The following is a 16,195-nucleotide window of genomic DNA, read 5'->3' as shown; positions in this document are numbered from 1 at the left end:
GCCGGAGGCACAGAGCCTGATCCGGACCCGCTTAGCGCGAACGGGCCGCCCCTCAGGCTGGGGCGGCCCGTTCCTCTGCGGCGGAGGGGCGGCGCACGTCGCGGTGCCCGCCGCCCCTCCGCCGTCGTTGTCAGTGGCCGGCGGCCGCCGCCGCTTCATCCAGGTGCGCGATGGAGCGGGTGTCCTGGAACGCGCGGACGCCTTCGATGCCCTGTTCGCGGCCGAAGCCGGAGTGCTTCATGCCGCCGAACGGCGCGCGCAGGTCCAGCCGGGTGGCGCCGTGGTCGTTGACCCAGACGTAGCCGCAGACCAGTTGCGAGCCGACGGCGTTGGCCTTGTCCGTGTCCGCGGTCCACACCGAGCCGCAGAGGCCGGCCCAGGTGTCGTTGGCCAGGGCCAGCGCCTCCTCTTCGGTGTCGAAGGGGAGGATCGGGATGACCGGCCCGAACTGTTCCTGCGTGACCACGCGCAGCTGGGGGTCCGGATCGACCACCAGCGCCGGCCGCAGGAAGTTGCCGCCCTGCAGCTCCGGGTCCGCCGGAAGTTCCCCGAATTCCCGGACGTCGGCGCCGGCGGCCTTTGCCTCCGCGATGAGTTCTTCGACGAAGGTCTTCTGCGCGGGCTGGTGCAGCGGGCCCATGGTGGTCCCCTCGTCCAAGCCGTAGCCGACGACGGCCTTCTCCAGCCGCTCGGACAGCCCCGCGACCAGTTCGTCCAGCCGGGAGCGGTGCACGTAGATGCGTTTGGCGGCCATGCAGATCTGCCCGGTGGTGTCGAAGACCGCGGCATACAGCCGGTCCAGGTGCGTGTCGTCCAGGACGGCGTCTTCGAGGACCACCGCCGGGTCGTTGCCGCCGAGCTCCAAGGTGACCCGGGTCAGGCTCTTGGACGCCATCTCCATCATCTTCTTGCCGCCGCCAACGCTGCCGGTGAAGCAGACCTTTGCCACGTCGTCGTTCTGGATCAGGCCGCCCATCTCGCTGTCCTGGCCGGTGACAATGTTCAGCACACCCGGCGGCAGTTTCTCTGCCACGCGCTGCACTACCCGGGTGATCGCCAGCGGGGTGGTGGGCGGCGGCTTCACGATCGCCGTGTTGCCCGCCAGCAGGGCGTGCGGCAGCGAGGCGCCGAGGATGGCGATGGGCCAGTTGAACGGAACAATCACCGTGACCACGCCCAGCGGCTGGTACGCCACGGAGGTGGTCACCGGGATCCCCGGCGCCGGTTCCAGGACCTTGCCCTGCTCCACCTCGTCCGCGAGCGCCAGGGCGAGCTGGAAGCGGATCTCGAAGACCAGCGCGTCCACCCAGGCCTCCATCCGGATCTTGCCGTTTTCCTGCGACAGGATCGCGGCATCCTCGTCACGGAGATCGGCGATGCCTTCGATCGCCGCGGCGAGCTTGTCGGCGCGTTCCTTGGCACCCATCGCCGCCCACGCGGGGAACGCGGACTTCGCGGCGCCGACGGCGTCGGCCACGTCCTGCTTGGTGGCGGCCGCCGCATAGCCGACCACTGAATCCGGCTTGCCGGGATCCGCTACCGGGTATTTTTCGCCGGAATCGCGGACTTCGCCGCCGATATAGAGCCCGGTGGTGACCTGGCCGGTCTCGCCGGTAGTGCTTGCTACGTCAGTCATCTCGCAACACCTCTCTGTGTTTTGACCGTTCCGGTCCCATGCCGGAACTGCAGGAGCGACGTTCTTCAGCGTCGGCGCCCCGGCCGGTTCACGGCGAACAACCGGAAGCATGGCGGGCGCCAGTTTCCCCTGCCTTCAGCTTTGCCTATCCGCGGAGGGAGTGCTAGGGGTTGGGCGCCTAATTTTCCGGCTGGGGTGCCGTCCCGAGGCGAGCCCACCCGTGTGCGGGATGGGCGGGGCTGCTACTGGCGGCTGCCAGCGGTCCCGGGCTTCAGTAGCCGCGGTACGGGTTTTCGTCAGCGCCGCCGTTGCGCCCCTGGTCATAGCCTTCCTGCCAGGCTTGATGTACGGAAGCCACCAGCCCGGCCAGCAGCTCGTACGAGGGGTGGTCCGGTCCGATGTACACCATCTCTTCTCCGGCCCGGTTCAGGATGTTGTGGATGTGCGTGCTCATCGTGGTCTTTCCTTGGGGGTTCTGGGCACCCGCGGGTTGGGGGTGACGCCGACCGTGGTGTCCTAGTTATTCTTGGAGGATGAGTGCTCCAGCACAATCAACCGTCGCTTTTGATGGGCGCTTCGCCGGCGAGCTGGCGGAGTTGGCCGTCCCCTGGCGGGCACAGGAGGTCCGCGACCCGCGGCTGCTGGTTCTCAACGAACCGCTGGCCATCGAGTTGGGAATCGAGCCGGACGCCCTGCGCAGTCCCGACGGTCTGCTTCTGCTGACGGGCAACCTGGTCCCCGGTGGCGCCACCCCGGTGGCGCAGGCCTACGCCGGGCACCAGTTCGGCTGGTACTCGCCCCGGCTAGGCGACGGGCGGGCCCTCCTGCTGGGCGAGCTTACCGATGCGGGCGGCCGTCTTCGCGACATCCACCTCAAGGGCTCGGGGCCCACGCCGTTCGCCCGTGGCGGTGACGGCCAGGCCGCGGTGGGTCCGATGCTTCGCGAATACGTGGTCAGCGAGGCGATGCACGCCCTGGGCATCCCCACGACGCGTTCCCTTGCCGTCGTCGCCACGGGGCTGCCGGTTTACCGCGACGCCGAACTGCCGGGAGCCGTCCTGGTGCGGGTCGCCGAGAGCCATGTGCGCGTGGGAAGCTTCCAGTACGCCCGGGCCACGGGCGACACGGGCCTCCTGCGCCGGCTCGCCGACCACGCCATTGCCCGTCACCATCGGGCCGCTGCCGAGGCAGAGCACCCCTATCTGGCGCTGTTCCAGGCCGTGATCGGCGCCCAGGCTTCGCTGGTGGCGCAGTGGATGCTCGTGGGATTCGTGCACGGGGTCATGAACACCGACAACATGACCATCTCGGGTGAAACCATCGACTACGGGCCCTGCGCGTTCATGGACGCCTTCGACCCGGCCTCCGTCTACAGTTCCATCGACGACGGCGGGCGTTACGCGTATGCCAACCAGCCGCTTGCCGCCGAGTGGAACCTCGCCCGGCTCGCCGAGGCCCTGCTGCCGCTCCTGCACGACGATCAGGAGCAGGCGGCCGCACTGGCGTCGGAAGCGCTCGGCGCCTTCAGGACCGAGTACAGCGCCGCCTGGTTGGCCGGCGCCAAGGCCAAGATCGGTTTGGACGGCGAGGTCGATGCCGCCGCGGCCTCGCCGCTCGTGAATGACCTGCTGGCGCTGCTCCAGGAGGGCAAGGTAGACCACACCGCGTTTTTCCGCAGCCTCGGCGCGGCCGCCCGGGGCCAAACCGAAGCGGCGCGGCGCCTGTTTCCGGACCCCGCAGGCTTCGATGCCTGGGTGGCGCGATGGCGTCCACTCGAACCGGACGCCGGCTTGATGGACCGGGTCAACCCCGTCTACATTCCCCGCAACCACCTGGTCGAGGAGGCCCTTGACGCCGCCACGCACGGAGACCTGGACCCGCTGCACCGCCTGCTGGAGGCGGTGACGCGCCCCTACGACGAGCGTCCCGGTTTGGAGCGCTACGCCGCCGCCGCGCCGGACGACTTCGGCAGCTACCGGACTTTCTGCGGAACCTGAGGGCCCGCACGCCCTTAAGGCCAAGAGGGGACGGGTGCCGTTGCCCGTGGACGCACCCCGATGGTCGCGGCCGGCACCCGCCGTCGAAGGAAATCCGCGCCCGGTTTCCCGGCGTCCTTGCGGGGCGAATCCGCCCTTTCGGCCGCCCTGGCAGGCGGCCGCCGAATGTAACCGCAAGGCTGGCTCTGTAGTATGGGCGCAGCTACAGCGACCGCGATGGAAGGGTGATTCTTTGTTGAGAGCTATCAGCTACAACCTGCGGAAACACAGTGCGAGCGAGGAGCTCGAGGAGCTGACCGACCGCTACGACGTCGACGTCATGTGCCTGCAGGAAGCGGACACAGAGAAACTTCCGCACACGCTGGGACACCTGCGGTTGGCCAATTCGACCAAGGGAAACAGGCTGGGGCTGGCCGTCTATTACGACGAGAACAGGTTCTCCGCCCTCGATACCAACACCTTCGAACTCAAGAAGTCGCTGCACGATTATGTGCTGGCACCGGCCCACGAGCGGCTGCTCGGCGTCAAAATGGTGGACAACGAGAGCAAACACGAAATCGTCGTCGGTGACTTTCACGCCGCGCCGCTGACCGCCACCAACTCCCTGCGCCGGCACCAGATCAAGGCCGGCCACGAAGCGCTGCTGGGCATGGGGGGCAACGGCGAGCAGATGACGCTGATGGTGGGGGACTTCAACTACCCCTTCTTTACGAAGAACCTCATTGAGCACCTGAAGGAAACGGGCTACGAACTCACCCTGAGCAACCGCCGGACCTACACGCGCTACAAACTTTTCCGCGGCCACTTCGATTTCGCCACCTCCCTGGGCCTGGACATTCAAAGCGTGGAAACCCTGCCGCGCGGCCAGTCCGACCACCTGCCGATCCTGGTGACGGCGGAATACGTCGACGAGAACCGCAACGTCCGCGCCAGCTGACAGGTTCGCAGGTGGACCCGCCGTCGTGTGCCGTCACGGAAGTGACGCGGCAGGGTTGTCGAATCCGCAGCAGGCCGCGCGTCATCATAGTGTCGAACCGATCACGTCGACACGGGCGCCGCGCAGAGGATGCGCGGCCGGCGAAGGGAAACGCTGAAATGACCGAGTACATGGTGCTGTTGCCGGATAACGAGGACAGCTGGGAGCAGAGCACGCCGGAGCAGCGCGAGGCGGCCTATGCGCGGCACGGGGAATTCGCCGCCCTGCTGAAGGAACGCGGGCACACGATCACCGGCGGCGCAGAGCTGCGGCATTCACGGACGGCGAAGACCGTGCGGGCCACCCCGGACGGGGTGGTGGTCACGGACGGGCCCTATGCGGAGTCGGTGGAACAGTTGAGCGGTTTTTACACCGTGGAGACGGACAACCTGGACGATCTGGTGTCGATCTGCGGCCTGCTGGCCGGCGACGCCCCGGTGGAGGTCCGCGCGATGGTGGCCCCGGACTCGGCCTGAGTTATGGAGCGGCTGGAGCAGATCCACAGGGAAGAATGGGGCCGGCTGCTGGCGCTGCTTTTCTCACGCTTCCAGCGGCTGGACCTGGTCGAGGATGCGCTCGCCGAGGCGTTCGCCCGGGCTGCTGCCCGGTGGCCGGCCGAGGGCACCCCGGAGAACCCGCCCGCCTGGCTCTACCGCAGCGCAGAGCGCACCGTGCTGGATGGACTGCGGCATGAGGAGGTGGCCAACCGGAAACTGCCGCTGCTCGTCACCGACCGGCTCCGGCCACAGGCGGCGGATGGCGCGGGTTCCGCCGACGGCGCCGGTGACGTGGAGTATCCGGACGAGCGTTTGCCGATGATCTTCCTGGCCACGCATCCGGCGCTGGTACCCGAGGTGCAGGCCGGGCTGGCCCTGCGGTTCGTCATGGGCCTGCCGACGGCGCGGATTGCGCGACTGTTCCTGGTCAGCGACGCCACCATGGCAGCCCGGATAACCCGCGGGAAGAAGAAGATCGCCGGCTCCGGCCTACCGTTCGCCCTGCCGGACGCCGGCGACCTTCCGGGCCGGTTGGAAAACGCGGCACGAACGGTCTATCTGGCCTTCACCAGCGCCTACCTCCCGGGCGACGGCGCCGATCTGCTGCGGGTCGAAGAAGCCGGGGAAGCGGTACGCCTGGCGGGACTGCTGGACGACTTGATGCCGCACACGCCGCTGCTGCGCTGCCTGAAGGCGCTGTTGATGCTGCAGCATGCACGGCGGGATGCGCGCATCCGGAACGGGGAACTGGTGCTGCTGCCGGACCAGGACCGCAGCCGGTGGCACCACCGGGAAATCTCCGAGGCGCTCGGACTGCTCATCGACCAGCCGCCAGACAGCGGGTATGCCGAGGAAGTGCGGCTGCAGGCACTGATCGCCGGCGCTCATTGTTCGGCCGCCACCGCCGAAGAGACGGACTGGACGAGCATCGCCGACCTCTACGCCAGACTTGACGCCCTCACCGGTTCACCCGTGGTCCGGCTCAACCGGGCGGTGGCTGCCGCCGAAGCGGACGGACCGTTGGCCGGCCTCGAACTGCTGGGCGGGCTGGAAGCCCAGCTGGGCGGAAACCACCGGCTGCCGGGAGTCCGCGCCGAACTGCTGCGCCGCTGCGGACGCGATGCCGAAGCCGCCGAGCACTACAGGCTGGCACTGGAACTCTGCCGGAACGAGGTGGAGCGCCGCCACCTGCAGCGCCGGATGGAAGAGCTGGAACTGCCCGGTGACCGTGGCGCGGGGTAGTGGTGGCCCCGGCCGTCTGGCAATGTTGGGGGTGAAGCCCGTCTGGAGAATCCAGCAGTCGAGCACGAAGGAGATGACGCCATGAACGATTCGGTTCTGGGGCACGAGCCCGTCCTTGACCGCACCAACTATGACGACGGCGGTGCCGCCGCGGGCGCAAACGGGGGTGCTGCCGTAGGCGCAGACGGTGCTGCCGCGGGCGCAGACGGGGGTGCCGTAGCAGGCACGGACGAGGGTGCCGTAGCGGGCGCAGACGGTGGGAGCACCGCCGTCGAGCCCCTCGCCGAACCCCCGGTGCCGGACATCAGCTTTGACGAGCAGTTCTACCCGGCCCGTCCTCGCTCGCTGCGCCCGAGGGCCCGCCGCCGCCACTTTGTGCCCGGCCACCCGCCGTTCGAGCCCGACGCCCGGAACAAGGTCTATGTGGAGTGGCTGCGCAACCAGTCCATGCTCGGCGACGCGAAGGTGCTGGGGCGCCAGCTCTCCGGGCAGGCCAGCATGTGGCAGAACCCGTTCGCGTATCCGAACCCGCGGGCGGCGGTGGAGCGGGCCTCGGTGTGGTTCACGGCCTACCCGCTGTCGTTGATCACCCGGCCCGGGCAGACGTTCCTGGCGGCGCTGGGCGATGCCGCGCTCTGGGAGGCCTTCCAGCAGATCGGCATCAAGGCCATTCACATCGGGCCGGTGAAGCTGGCCGGCGGCCTGACCGGCTGGAACCATACCCCCAGCGTGGACGGGCACTTCGACCGCATCAGCATGGCGATCGATCCAATGTTCGGCACCGAGGACGAGTTCCGGAGCATGTGCGAGGTGGCCGCCGAACACGGCGGCACGATCGTGGACGATATTGTGCCCGGCCACACGGGCAAGGGCGCGGACTTCCGGCTGGCGGAGATGAACTTCCGCGACTACCCGGGCATCTACCACATGATCGACATCCCGGAGTCCGACTGGGACCTGTTGCCGGATGTCCCCGAGGGCGAGGATGCGGTCAACATCGACGTCGCGACCGAGCGCCGGCTCCAGCAGGCGGGCTACATCATCGGCGAACTCCAGCGGGTCATTTTCTACGAACCCGGCGTGAAGGAAACCAACTGGAGCGCCACCCCGCCGGTCCTGGACATAGACGGAAAGGCCCACCGCTGGGTGTATCTGCACTACTTCAAGGCCGGCCAGCCGTCGATCAACTGGCTGGATCCCACGTTCTCCGGCATGCGCCTGGTGATGGGGGATGCCCTGCATTCGCTGGTGGACCTGGGGACCGGGGCGCTCCGCCTGGACGCCAACGGCTTCCTGGGCGTGGAGAAGAGTGCCGAGGAAACGCCGGGCTGGTCCGAGGGGCATCCGCTCTCGGCCGCAGCCAACCAGATCATCGGCAGCATGGTCCGCAAGGTCGGCGGCTTCACCTTCCAGGAGCTGAACCTCAGCATCGACGACATCAAGGCCACCTCCGAAACCGGTCCGGACCTGTCCTACGACTTCGTGACGCGTCCGGCATACCACCACGCCCTGGTCACCGCCGACACCGAGTTCCTCCGGCTGACGCTGCGCCTGGCCATGGAGATCGGTGTGGACCAGGCGTCGCTGGTGCACGCGCTGCAGAACCACGACGAGCTGACCTATGAACTCGTGCACTTCACCACCAAGCACAAGGACGACGTCTACGAGCTCGACGGCGAGGAGCTCACCGGCGCGGAGCTGGCCCACAAGGTGCAGCAGACCCTGCGGGACGGGATCACCGGGGAAGCAGCCCCCTACAACCTGGTCTTCACCGCCAACGGCATCGCCTGCACCACCGCAAGCGTGATCACCGCGGTGCTGGGCATCACCGACCTGGACACGATCACCGAAGAGCAGTCGGCGGAGATCCGCCGGGTGCACCTGCTGCTGGCCATGTACAACGCGCTGCAGCCGGGGGTCTTCGCGCTCTCCGGCTGGGACCTGTGCGGGATGTTGCCACTGGAGCGCAGCCGGGTGGCCCGGCTGATGTCGCGGGGGGATACCCGCTGGATCAACCGCAGCGCCCACGACCTGATGGGATTTGATCCGACCGCCGAGACGTCAACCTCCGGCATGCCCATGGCCAAGGCCCTGTACGGCACGCTGCCCGAGCAGCTCGAGGACGAATCGTCGTTCGCCCGGCAGCTGGCACGGATCCTGGCAGTCCGGGAAGAGCATGGCATCGCCAAGAGCGCCCTGATCGATGTTCCCGACGTCTCCCACCGCGGCATGCTGGTGATGGTCCATCAGCTGGTCTCCGGCGGGCAGGAGGTCACGGTCCTGAACTTCTCCGGCCAGGAGATCGCCGGTACCGTCCGCTCCGAGGCACTGGAACTGGGCTCCGAAGTGACCGACGCGTTCAGCGGCGAGACCATCGGGACGGTGGACGACCTGCACAGCTTCTATCTCCACCTGGGACCCTACGCCGGCACCGCCCTGTTGATCACGCCGCCGGTCGCCGAGGCCGACGACGACGGCTATGCCCCTCAGGAGGGCGTCTGAGCGGCTAGATCTCCCAGTCGCCGAGGCCCTCGGCGCCGTCGCCGAAGAAGCCGCCGAAACCTGCATCTTCCGCAAAGCCCTCACCGGCGGAGGCGACGGTATCGCCGAATCCTTCGGCGGCGCCGGCCAGTCCATCCCCGATACCGGAGAACCCTTCCAGCAGGGGGCCGGCGATGGCCGAGCCGACGAAGCCGGCAGCCACGCCGGCCAGCAGCCCGGCGCCCAGGCCTCCGGCGGCACCGGCGGCTCCGGCGGCCAGGCGACCGCCGCCCCGGCCCGTTCCGGTCCGGCCGAGGATCCGCTCCATGAAGCCCGGCTGCGCCAGTTCGGCGCGGGTGGCCGTCCTGGCCAACGTCTCGGGCCGGTCGGAGGCTGCCCGCTCGGCGGCGGGAAGTTGGCTGTTGAGCTCGTCCCGGAGCATGGCGCGCTGCTGCGGGGTCAACCGGTTGAAGGCTTCGGCGTGGGCCCGCTCCATGTCCTGGGGCGGTGCCGTTTGCAGCATGTACTTGTATTTCGCGATGGCCGCCTGGTCGGCGTCCTGCCCGGCAGTCTGCCCGGGCCTGCCGTCACGGCGCTGCGGCCGGGACGGATACCGCTGGCTGCCGTCACGACCGCCGGAGTTGTACCCGCCGTCGTACTCACGGTCCTGGCCATAGTTACGATCTTGTCCATAACCCCGGTCCTGTCCGTAACTTCGGTCCTGGCCGTAGCCGCGGTCTTGGCCGCGACCGTAGCCTGCATCCTGGCCGTAGCCGGGTTCGCGGCCGGAGTCCTGGGGCCGCGGCTGGCGCTGTTGCCCGGTGCGTTGGGCCAATTGCTCCTTGGCGTACTGGACCGCCTTTTGCTTGCCCTTTTGGACCAGCTTGTCGAACATTCCCACGGTTCCGCTCCTTGCCTGCCCGGTGGAAGCCGGTGCACGGGTCATCTCTCCCCGTTAAGAACTGTTGGCGACCGCAGAGAGTTCCGGCGGGTTCCCTAACCGGCGACGCGTTCGACCGCTTGCACGTGTCCGGGCCGCACCGGGGTGGTCTGGGCCAAGTACTCCGGGCGCTTTTCGACGTAGGCCTTGAAATAAGAGCAGACGGTCACCACGGACACCCCGGCAGCGGCGGTGTCATTAAGCGAGTAGCGTGCCAGGCGCCCGGCCAGTCCTTGGCCGGCATACTCCTCGTCGACGGTGGTGTGGAAGAAAATCCGTTCGGGACCGGCCGTCCCCTCGGACGGCAACCAGTGGGCCTTGCCGATGACCTTGCCGCCGTCCACCAGTTTGTAGCGGCGCCGTTCGGTATTGAGGCGGACGGTGATGGGTGCGTCGGATTGCACGGATCCTCCTGGGAGTGGTCTGGCAGTGCTCAGCCGCGGGGTCGCAGCTGGACGGTCGGCAACGTTGGGGCGGGCAGCGGCGCGGGCATCCCGTCGGGGAAGGGGCCGAACCGGGGATACGGGGCACCGTCCGGATATGTGCCGCCCGCGGGCTCCGGCGCCGGGTCGACGTCGATCTCCGCCTGCCAGGCGGCGCGGTACGCCACAATCTCTTCATGGCTCCTGCCCACGAAGTTCCACCACATGATGATCTGCTCGCCCAGCGGCTGGCCGCCGATGAGAAGCAGCCGGGCCGGCCCGTCCCCGGCCTCGAGGACGAGATGCGTTCGTCCGGGCGCGAGGTAGACCAAGTGGTCCACGGGGACCTCGTCCCCGTCCAGCCGAAGATCGCCGGTATCCAGCAGGATTCCGTGTTCGAAATCGGGGTCCAGGTCGAGTTCCAGCCGGGAACCCGCACGCAGCGTCGCTTCGGCGCCGAGCAGCGGAGGGGTGTAGGTGTTGACCGGCGACGTGGAGCCGGCCAGCGAACCGAAGAAGACGCGCAACTCGGTCCCGTCGCCGACGACGGGTTCCGGTGCGTAATGCTCGAAGGTCGGCGGCATGTTGCGGGTCGAGTCCGGAAGGGCGAACCAGAGCTGCGCGCCGTGCAGGACGGTGGTGTCCGGCGTCGAAAATTCCTGATGGGAGATGCCGCGGCCGGCGATCATCAGGTTCACTTCCCCCGGCCGCACGATGGCTTCAAACCCGGCGGAATCGCGGTGCGCGATCTTTCCGGAGAACAGCCAGCTGACCGTGGCCAGGCCGGTGTGCGGGTGGCGGGGAACCTGCATGCCGCCGGTACCGGTCACCAGGTCGGGCCCGTAATGGTCCAGGAAGCACCAGGATCCGATCAGGCTGCGCCGTTTCTGCGGCAGGGTGCGGCGGACGTTCATGGCCCGGACGCCGCCCAGCGGCACGTCCCGCGGCGTCAGGACCTCCACGTCGGCGGACTCTGCTTCCAGTGAGCAGGCAACTTCCCTCGGTGCAGCCTCCAAGTTGCTCATGGCCCAAGTTTAGATCGGGCGCCAACGGCGTGCCGCCCGATGCACCGTTGCACCACCACCACGGTGCATCGGGGAGGATGGAGGGATGGACGAACTCGGCGAACTGCTGCGCAGCCTGGATTACTGGTGGATCTATCCTGCCGGTGCGCTCTTCGTGACCGTTTCCGCGCTGGTTCCTCCGGTGCCGAGCACCACGCTGTTCGTCGCACTGGGATCGCTCTCGGTGCACTCGGACCACCTCAACCCTTACGTCTTGGCGGCCGCCATGCTGGCCGGCGCGGTAGCGGGTGACGCCGGCACGTTCTTCTTGGTGCGCCGCTTCAACCTCGCGGAGCGGAAGGTGTTCTCCGGGCGACACTGGCAGTCGGGCTTCCGCAAGGCCCGCACCGGGCTGGGGCGCAAGGGGCTGCCGCTGGTGCTGACGTCGCGGTTTGTGCCTATGGGGCGGGTGACGCTCAATGTGGCCGCCGCGATGATTCCCCAGCCCGGCCGCCGGTTCCTGGCGCACTCCGCCCTGGCCGGTGTGCTGTGGTCCGCCTACTCGGTGGGCATCGGCGCCGTGTCGGGCGTTTGGCCGCAGCTGTCCACCGAATTCGCGGTGCTGCTCGCCATCGCCGCGTCCTTGGTGCTGGGATCGCTGATCAACCACACGGTGACGTGGTGGGACAACCGGCAACGGACGGTGTCCATCCAGAAGCGGGGCCAGTAGGCGGCCGCCGGCACCGGCCACAAGCGCAGGTGCCGGCGACAGGGCGTCAGGCCCGCTCTGCCACGCCGCACCAGTTGGCGATGAACAGCGCGATGCTCTTGGTGATCCGGCGGACCGACTCGATGGATACGCGCTCGTCGAATCCGTGGATCGCTTCGGAGACCGGGCCGTAAACAAGCGCGGGCGTGTCGGCGTAGAGCGCGAAGACGCGACCGTCCAGGTAGCCGGGAGTGGTGAAACTGCCAAGCTCCTTGCCGAAGACCTGCCGGTGCGTGCTCTCCAGCAGGGACTCCGCTTCGCTGCCGGGCTCCAGCACGTAACCTTCGGAGAAGAATCCGGTCTTGGTGGCGACGGCGTGGATCGACGCCGGTCCGGTCCCCAGCCGGGCGAGGCATTCCTGCAGTTCGGTCCAGGCTTGCTCCGCCGGAATCCCGGGGTAGATGGCCGCCCGCACATCGAATTCGCACCAAGCGGGCACGCTGGAGGGCCAATCGCCGCCGACGATCTGCCCGAAGTTGAAGTTGATGGGGTGTTCCAGGTCCTCGAAGTAGCGGTGCCGGCCCCGGTCCGCGTTCCACTTCTCCTCGACCTCGCGCAGGGCGGTGATGGCCGTATAGGCGGCGTCGATGGCGTTGAACCCGGTGCCCATCTCGCGCGGATGGGTCGGGTTGCCGGTGACACGCACCTTGAACCAGAGGACCCCGACATTGGCCCGGACCAGCATGTCTTCTTCGGGCTCGGGGATGATCACCGCGTCCGCCCGGTAACCGCGCATGAGTGCGGACAGGGAACCGTTGCCGGTGCATTCCTCTTCGACGACGGACTGGAAGTGGATGCGGCCGGCAGGGTCGAGACCGGCGGCCTTGACGGCGTCGAACGCGAAGAGGTTGGCGGCCAGGCCGGCCTTCATGTCGCCGGCGCCGCGGCCGTACATCCAGCCGTCGATGATGGGGGCATCCCAGGGGGAGCGCGACCACGCCTCTTCCGGCCCTTCCGGCACCACGTCGACGTGCCCGTTCAGGATGAGCGAGCGGCCGGTTTCGGCGGCCGGCCGGTAGGTGCCGACGACGTTGGTGACGTCGTCGTAGGAGACGGTGACCGGGCCGAAGCCCGGATGCGTCGCGAGCTCGTCGGGGTCAAGCTGCCAGCGGTCCATCTCCAGCCCGCGTGCCGCCATCGCGGTGTGCAGCAGGTCCTGGGCGCTGCCCTCCTGGGTCCGCAGCGACGGGTGCTTCACCAGTTCCTGGGTGAAGGCCAGCTGCGCGTCGAACGCGGCGTCGACGGCATCGAGAATGCGTTGGGACTGTTCGTCATTGATCATCCGAATGCTCCTTGATATGGCGCGGGGGAGCCGCCCGGCTGGACGGCTCCCCCGCGAGGTGTTGGAGAGTCTTGCTTCCGACGGCGGTGCCACCGGAGGCCGGAGCCCGCCCCGGGTGGGGGCGGGCGTGGGGGTTTAGCTGTCGGCGACGATCTGCTTGTCCTGGACGCGCAGCCGCTCGCCGAGGAATCCGCCAACGGCCGTGAGCAGCGCGATGATGGCAAGGATCATGGCCGCGCCCCAGGACTGGTTGCCGGAGACGCCGAGCATGGCGGTGGCGATCATCGGCATGAAGCCGCTGGTGGCGCCGGCGATGTTGTAGCCCAGGGCCACGCCGGAGTAGCGCAGTTTCGCCGGGAACAGTTCGGTCAGCAGCGCGCCGTTGACCGCGTACGCTACAGCGATCAGCATGATGCCCAGCGTGATGGCCAGGGTGATCAGCAGCGGGGACTTCGTGTCGATCATGGCGAACAACGGGAAGGCCAGGGCGGCGGTGAGGATGCCGCCCCACATGGTGACCTTGCCGGGGCCGATCTTTTCCGCGAGCCGGCCCATCAGAATGGTGACGATGATCTGCGCGACGGCGGCGATCAGGGTGGCGTTGACCATCACGTTGCGGTCCACACCCAAGGTGTTGACGCCGTAGCTGACCACGAAGGTGGTGATCATGTAGAAGCCGCCCACACCCAGCAGGGCTGCGAGCACGGCAACCACCAGGCGGCCGCCGGCATTGCGGAAGACATCGAACGCCGGAACCTTGGAGGTCTCTTCCTGGGCCAGGAGATCCTTGAAGATCGGTGATTCTTCCACCTTGAGCCGGATCCACAGGGCGATCAGGAGCATCGGGAAGGCCAGCAGGAAGGGAATGCGCCAGCCCCAGGCGTCAAAGAAGTCGGAGGGGAAGAGCAGCACGAGGGTGAACGCCGTGGAGGCCAGCAGGGTCGCCACCGGCGAGCCGATCTGGACCATGGCGGCATAACGGCCTCGCTTCTCGGCCGGGGCGTGCTCGACGGCCATCGTGACCGCGCCACCCCATTCGCCGCCCACGGCCAGTCCCTGGACGAGCCGCAGGACGGCGAGCAGGATCGGGGCCGCCAGGCCGATGCTGCCGAAGTCGGGCAGCAAACCGATCAGGCCGGTGGCCACGCCGATCATGACGATGGTGGTCAGCAGGGCGGGCCGGCGGCCGTACTTGTCGCCGATGTAGCCGAAGAGCATTGCGCCGATCGGACGGGCGGCGAAGCCGACACCGAAGGTGGCAAACGAAGCCAGCAACGCGGCCGTGGGATCCAGTTCCGTGAAGAACAGGCGGTTGAACACCAAAGCTGCGGCCGTGCCGAAGAGGTAGTAGTCGTACCACTCGAGAGCCGTCCCGACGAAGGCGGCCCGGGCGATCTTGCCTGCGTCTTTGCCGGAGACTTTGGGCGGGGCACCGGGGGTGTTGAGAGTTTGCGGCGTCGTCACGTGTTGCCTTTCAAGCTGTGCGGGGCCGGCACCGTTGGAGGAGGCAGCGGCAGCCCGTAATTCCTATGGCCCTGAACGGAGGACATCCCGAGGTAGAGCTGTGAAGTACCTCTCGACTGTAAGGTAGTGCCATTCCCCTGAACAATGACAATACACACCGGCTTGACAATGCTCACTTGTGCTTTTTCACAACTTGTGGCCGTTTTGGTAGTCCGCGAGCGCGACGAGTGCCAGCGCGGCCTGTGCCGGAACCGTCATATCCAGTCCGATGACTTCCTGCAGCGAATGCAACCGGTTGACCACCGTGTTCCGGTGGCAGTACAGTTCCTCCGCCGTTTCCTTGATCGACCCCGTGCGGCCGTAGCTCTGCGCCACCTGCAGCAACCGTTGGCGCTCATGCGGCGTGCAGTGGTCCAGTGCCGTAGTGACGGGGAGGGAGAATCCGGGGAGCGCGTTCTCCAGGAGGTCCCGGGCTATGGACCTCCAGGTGCCCGCAACGGTGGCCAGCCCCGGATCGGCCCCGTGCTTGGCCGCCAGCACCAGGGCCGCGGCTGCCGCCTGCGGAATCGCGGCCAGGCCTTCCACCCCGGGCATGTAACCTGCCGGAAACTCGGGCGGATCGTCTTGCCAGGTTCGTCCTGCACGGGTTACGCGGAAGAAATAAAGGGCGCCGGCGCGTTCGTAGGAAAAGGTCTGACGGTCGGCCGCGGGCTGCAGCTGCAACTTCGCCACGGTCTCCTTGGTGGCCGCAATCAGTTCGAACACGTCCGAGCTCTCTACTTCCAAGCCGGCAGCGATGTCGGAGACTTCGCCGGTGTTTCGCGTGTCGGTGTTGAAGAGCCGCGAAAGGAGCCGCTGCCGGTGCAACTGCTTGTCGCGGGCCAGCAGGGCTTCCTCTTCCGAAAATGCCTGCTGGATGCTGCTGACGTATCTCTCCACCGTGTCAAGGACGCGGTCCATGTTGGCAACGAGGACATCGGTGCCGTCCCCCCGCGCAACGCGTTCAAGCCCTTTCCACAAAACCCTGAAGTCATTGCGCACCGCGCTGAGAAAGGCCTCCAGAGGAACCCCCTGGCGCGCCCGGCGGGCAGCCACGTCCCTCGGTAGCGACCGAAGATCGGGGGGCAGCTCCAGGCCGGCCATCTGAAACAGGAACATTTCCATCGTGTCGACCGCCGTCTGGCGCACGTCCTCATCCGGAACCAGTGCTCCCTCATAGGAGATGGTGGCGAAGCGCTCCAGGAAGTCACTGACCAGTAGGTCGCGTTCCTGCCACAAGCGCCGGATCAGGCCGGTCCACTCGGGCTCGGCAGACGGGTCGGGATCGAAGTCCCGCGGCTGGCTGGCGCTGGCGGGGAAGGGTTCTACGCGCGGCTCGCTCATCTACCTATCTTATGCAATCGCCTAATTCTTCCGGAGAATATGGCGTCTTTTGTCGATTGAGCGTGACATTGTTCCAGTGTTGAAATGGAGACGGCGCCCGGC

14 protein-coding genes are annotated in these 16,195 nt (G+C 67.7%); 6 read left to right on the top strand and 8 right to left on the bottom strand.

Going from position 1 to position 16,195, the window contains the following annotated elements; all coding sequences use genetic code 11:
- Nucleotides 1-130: 130 nt before the first annotated feature.
- Nucleotides 131-1,636, bottom strand: coding sequence for an aldehyde dehydrogenase family protein (locus tag AC5RUK_RS09645; RefSeq protein WP_494106768.1), 1,506 nt, complete (start codon nucleotides 1,634-1,636; stop codon nucleotides 131-133).
- A 271-nt stretch (nucleotides 1,637-1,907) separates the two neighbouring features.
- Entirely contained in the window at nucleotides 1,908-2,090 is a 183-nt protein-coding gene (locus AC5RUK_RS09640; RefSeq protein WP_494106767.1) for a hypothetical protein, read from the bottom strand.
- A 79-nt stretch (nucleotides 2,091-2,169) separates the two neighbouring features.
- Here AC5RUK_RS09640 and AC5RUK_RS09635 point away from each other — a divergent pair, with 79 nt between their 5' ends.
- The 5 genes from AC5RUK_RS09635 (at nucleotide 2,170) to treS (ending at nucleotide 8,850) form a co-directional block, all read left to right on the top strand.
- A complete protein-coding gene (locus AC5RUK_RS09635; RefSeq protein ID WP_494152015.1) occupies nucleotides 2,170-3,633 on the top strand; it encodes a protein adenylyltransferase SelO in 1,464 nt (487 codons plus the stop codon).
- A gap of 235 nt (nucleotides 3,634-3,868) precedes the next feature.
- Nucleotides 3,869-4,570 carry an endonuclease/exonuclease/phosphatase family protein gene (locus tag AC5RUK_RS09630; RefSeq protein WP_493988913.1) on the top strand — a complete coding sequence of 234 codons (702 nt, stop codon included), beginning with the start codon at nucleotides 3,869-3,871 and terminating at the stop codon, nucleotides 4,568-4,570.
- Nucleotides 4,571-4,728: 158 nt separating this feature from the next.
- Nucleotides 4,729-5,085: a YciI family protein gene (locus AC5RUK_RS09625; RefSeq protein ID WP_494152014.1), complete on the top strand. Its 357-nt coding sequence runs from the start codon at nucleotides 4,729-4,731 to the stop codon at nucleotides 5,083-5,085.
- Between the two features lie 3 nt (nucleotides 5,086-5,088).
- Nucleotides 5,089-6,348, top strand: a complete 1,260-nt coding sequence (locus AC5RUK_RS09620) for an RNA polymerase sigma factor (protein ID WP_494152013.1) — start codon at nucleotides 5,089-5,091, stop codon at nucleotides 6,346-6,348.
- Between the two features lie 81 nt (nucleotides 6,349-6,429).
- Nucleotides 6,430-8,850, top strand: a complete 2,421-nt coding sequence (treS, locus tag AC5RUK_RS09615) for a maltose alpha-D-glucosyltransferase (RefSeq protein WP_494152012.1) — start codon at nucleotides 6,430-6,432, stop codon at nucleotides 8,848-8,850.
- Nucleotides 8,851-8,854: 4 nt separating this feature from the next.
- On the opposite strand, the gene AC5RUK_RS09610 is transcribed toward treS, so the two are convergent.
- From AC5RUK_RS09610 to AC5RUK_RS09600, 3 genes are all read right to left on the bottom strand, one after another.
- Nucleotides 8,855-9,724 (bottom strand): hypothetical protein, encoded by an 870-nt coding sequence (locus AC5RUK_RS09610; protein WP_494152271.1) that lies wholly within the window; start codon nucleotides 9,722-9,724, stop codon nucleotides 8,855-8,857.
- 101 nt (nucleotides 9,725-9,825) lie between these two features.
- Nucleotides 9,826-10,173, bottom strand: coding sequence for a GNAT family N-acetyltransferase (locus AC5RUK_RS09605; protein ID WP_494152011.1), 348 nt, complete (start codon nucleotides 10,171-10,173; stop codon nucleotides 9,826-9,828).
- A 29-nt stretch (nucleotides 10,174-10,202) separates the two neighbouring features.
- Nucleotides 10,203-11,216, bottom strand: coding sequence for a pirin family protein (locus AC5RUK_RS09600; RefSeq protein ID WP_494152010.1), 1,014 nt, complete (start codon nucleotides 11,214-11,216; stop codon nucleotides 10,203-10,205).
- A gap of 85 nt (nucleotides 11,217-11,301) precedes the next feature.
- On the opposite strand from AC5RUK_RS09600, the gene AC5RUK_RS09595 reads away from it, so the two are divergent.
- Nucleotides 11,302-11,925 carry a DedA family protein gene (locus AC5RUK_RS09595; protein ID WP_493988719.1) on the top strand — a complete coding sequence of 208 codons (624 nt, stop codon included), beginning with the start codon at nucleotides 11,302-11,304 and terminating at the stop codon, nucleotides 11,923-11,925.
- Nucleotides 11,926-11,971: 46 nt separating this feature from the next.
- On the opposite strand, the gene AC5RUK_RS09590 is transcribed toward AC5RUK_RS09595, so the two are convergent.
- The 3 genes from AC5RUK_RS09590 to AC5RUK_RS09580 all read right to left on the bottom strand — a co-directional run bounded on the left by AC5RUK_RS09590 (nucleotide 11,972) and on the right by AC5RUK_RS09580 (nucleotide 16,093).
- Nucleotides 11,972-13,246 (bottom strand): ArgE/DapE family deacylase, encoded by a 1,275-nt coding sequence (locus AC5RUK_RS09590; protein ID WP_494152009.1) that lies wholly within the window; start codon nucleotides 13,244-13,246, stop codon nucleotides 11,972-11,974.
- A 135-nt stretch (nucleotides 13,247-13,381) separates the two neighbouring features.
- Nucleotides 13,382-14,710: an MFS transporter gene (locus AC5RUK_RS09585; protein WP_493988721.1), complete on the bottom strand. Its 1,329-nt coding sequence runs from the start codon at nucleotides 14,708-14,710 to the stop codon at nucleotides 13,382-13,384.
- Between the two features lie 186 nt (nucleotides 14,711-14,896).
- Nucleotides 14,897-16,093: a helix-turn-helix domain-containing protein gene (locus AC5RUK_RS09580; protein WP_494152008.1), complete on the bottom strand. Its 1,197-nt coding sequence runs from the start codon at nucleotides 16,091-16,093 to the stop codon at nucleotides 14,897-14,899.
- Nucleotides 16,094-16,195: the final 102 nt, after the last annotated feature.

The sequence above is a fragment of the Arthrobacter sp. Y3223065 genome (genome assembly GCF_059090885.1).
Note: the sequence above shows the minus strand (reverse complement) of the source record. Positions and strands in the feature narration are given on the sequence as shown.

What these genes read in the sequence shown, in the direction of transcription:
- AC5RUK_RS09645 (WP_494106768.1), bottom strand. Translation starts at nt 1,636, where the DNA reads ATGACTGACGTAGCAAGCACTACCGGCGAGACCGGCCAGGTCACCACC.
- AC5RUK_RS09640 (WP_494106767.1), bottom strand. Translation starts at nt 2,090, where the DNA reads ATGAGCACGCACATCCACAACATCCTGAACCGGGCCGGAGAAGAGATG.
- AC5RUK_RS09635 (WP_494152015.1), top strand. Translation starts at nt 2,170, where the DNA reads ATGAGTGCTCCAGCACAATCAACCGTCGCTTTTGATGGGCGCTTCGCC.
- AC5RUK_RS09625 (WP_494152014.1), top strand. Translation starts at nt 4,729, where the DNA reads ATGACCGAGTACATGGTGCTGTTGCCGGATAACGAGGACAGCTGGGAG.
- AC5RUK_RS09620 (WP_494152013.1), top strand. Translation starts at nt 5,089, where the DNA reads ATGGAGCGGCTGGAGCAGATCCACAGGGAAGAATGGGGCCGGCTGCTG.
- treS (WP_494152012.1), top strand. Translation starts at nt 6,430, where the DNA reads ATGAACGATTCGGTTCTGGGGCACGAGCCCGTCCTTGACCGCACCAAC.
- AC5RUK_RS09610 (WP_494152271.1), bottom strand. Translation starts at nt 9,724, where the DNA reads ATGTTCGACAAGCTGGTCCAAAAGGGCAAGCAAAAGGCGGTCCAGTAC.
- AC5RUK_RS09600 (WP_494152010.1), bottom strand. Translation starts at nt 11,216, where the DNA reads ATGAGCAACTTGGAGGCTGCACCGAGGGAAGTTGCCTGCTCACTGGAA.
- AC5RUK_RS09595 (WP_493988719.1), top strand. Translation starts at nt 11,302, where the DNA reads ATGGACGAACTCGGCGAACTGCTGCGCAGCCTGGATTACTGGTGGATC.
- AC5RUK_RS09590 (WP_494152009.1), bottom strand. Translation starts at nt 13,246, where the DNA reads ATGATCAATGACGAACAGTCCCAACGCATTCTCGATGCCGTCGACGCC.
- AC5RUK_RS09580 (WP_494152008.1), bottom strand. Translation starts at nt 16,093, where the DNA reads ATGAGCGAGCCGCGCGTAGAACCCTTCCCCGCCAGCGCCAGCCAGCCG.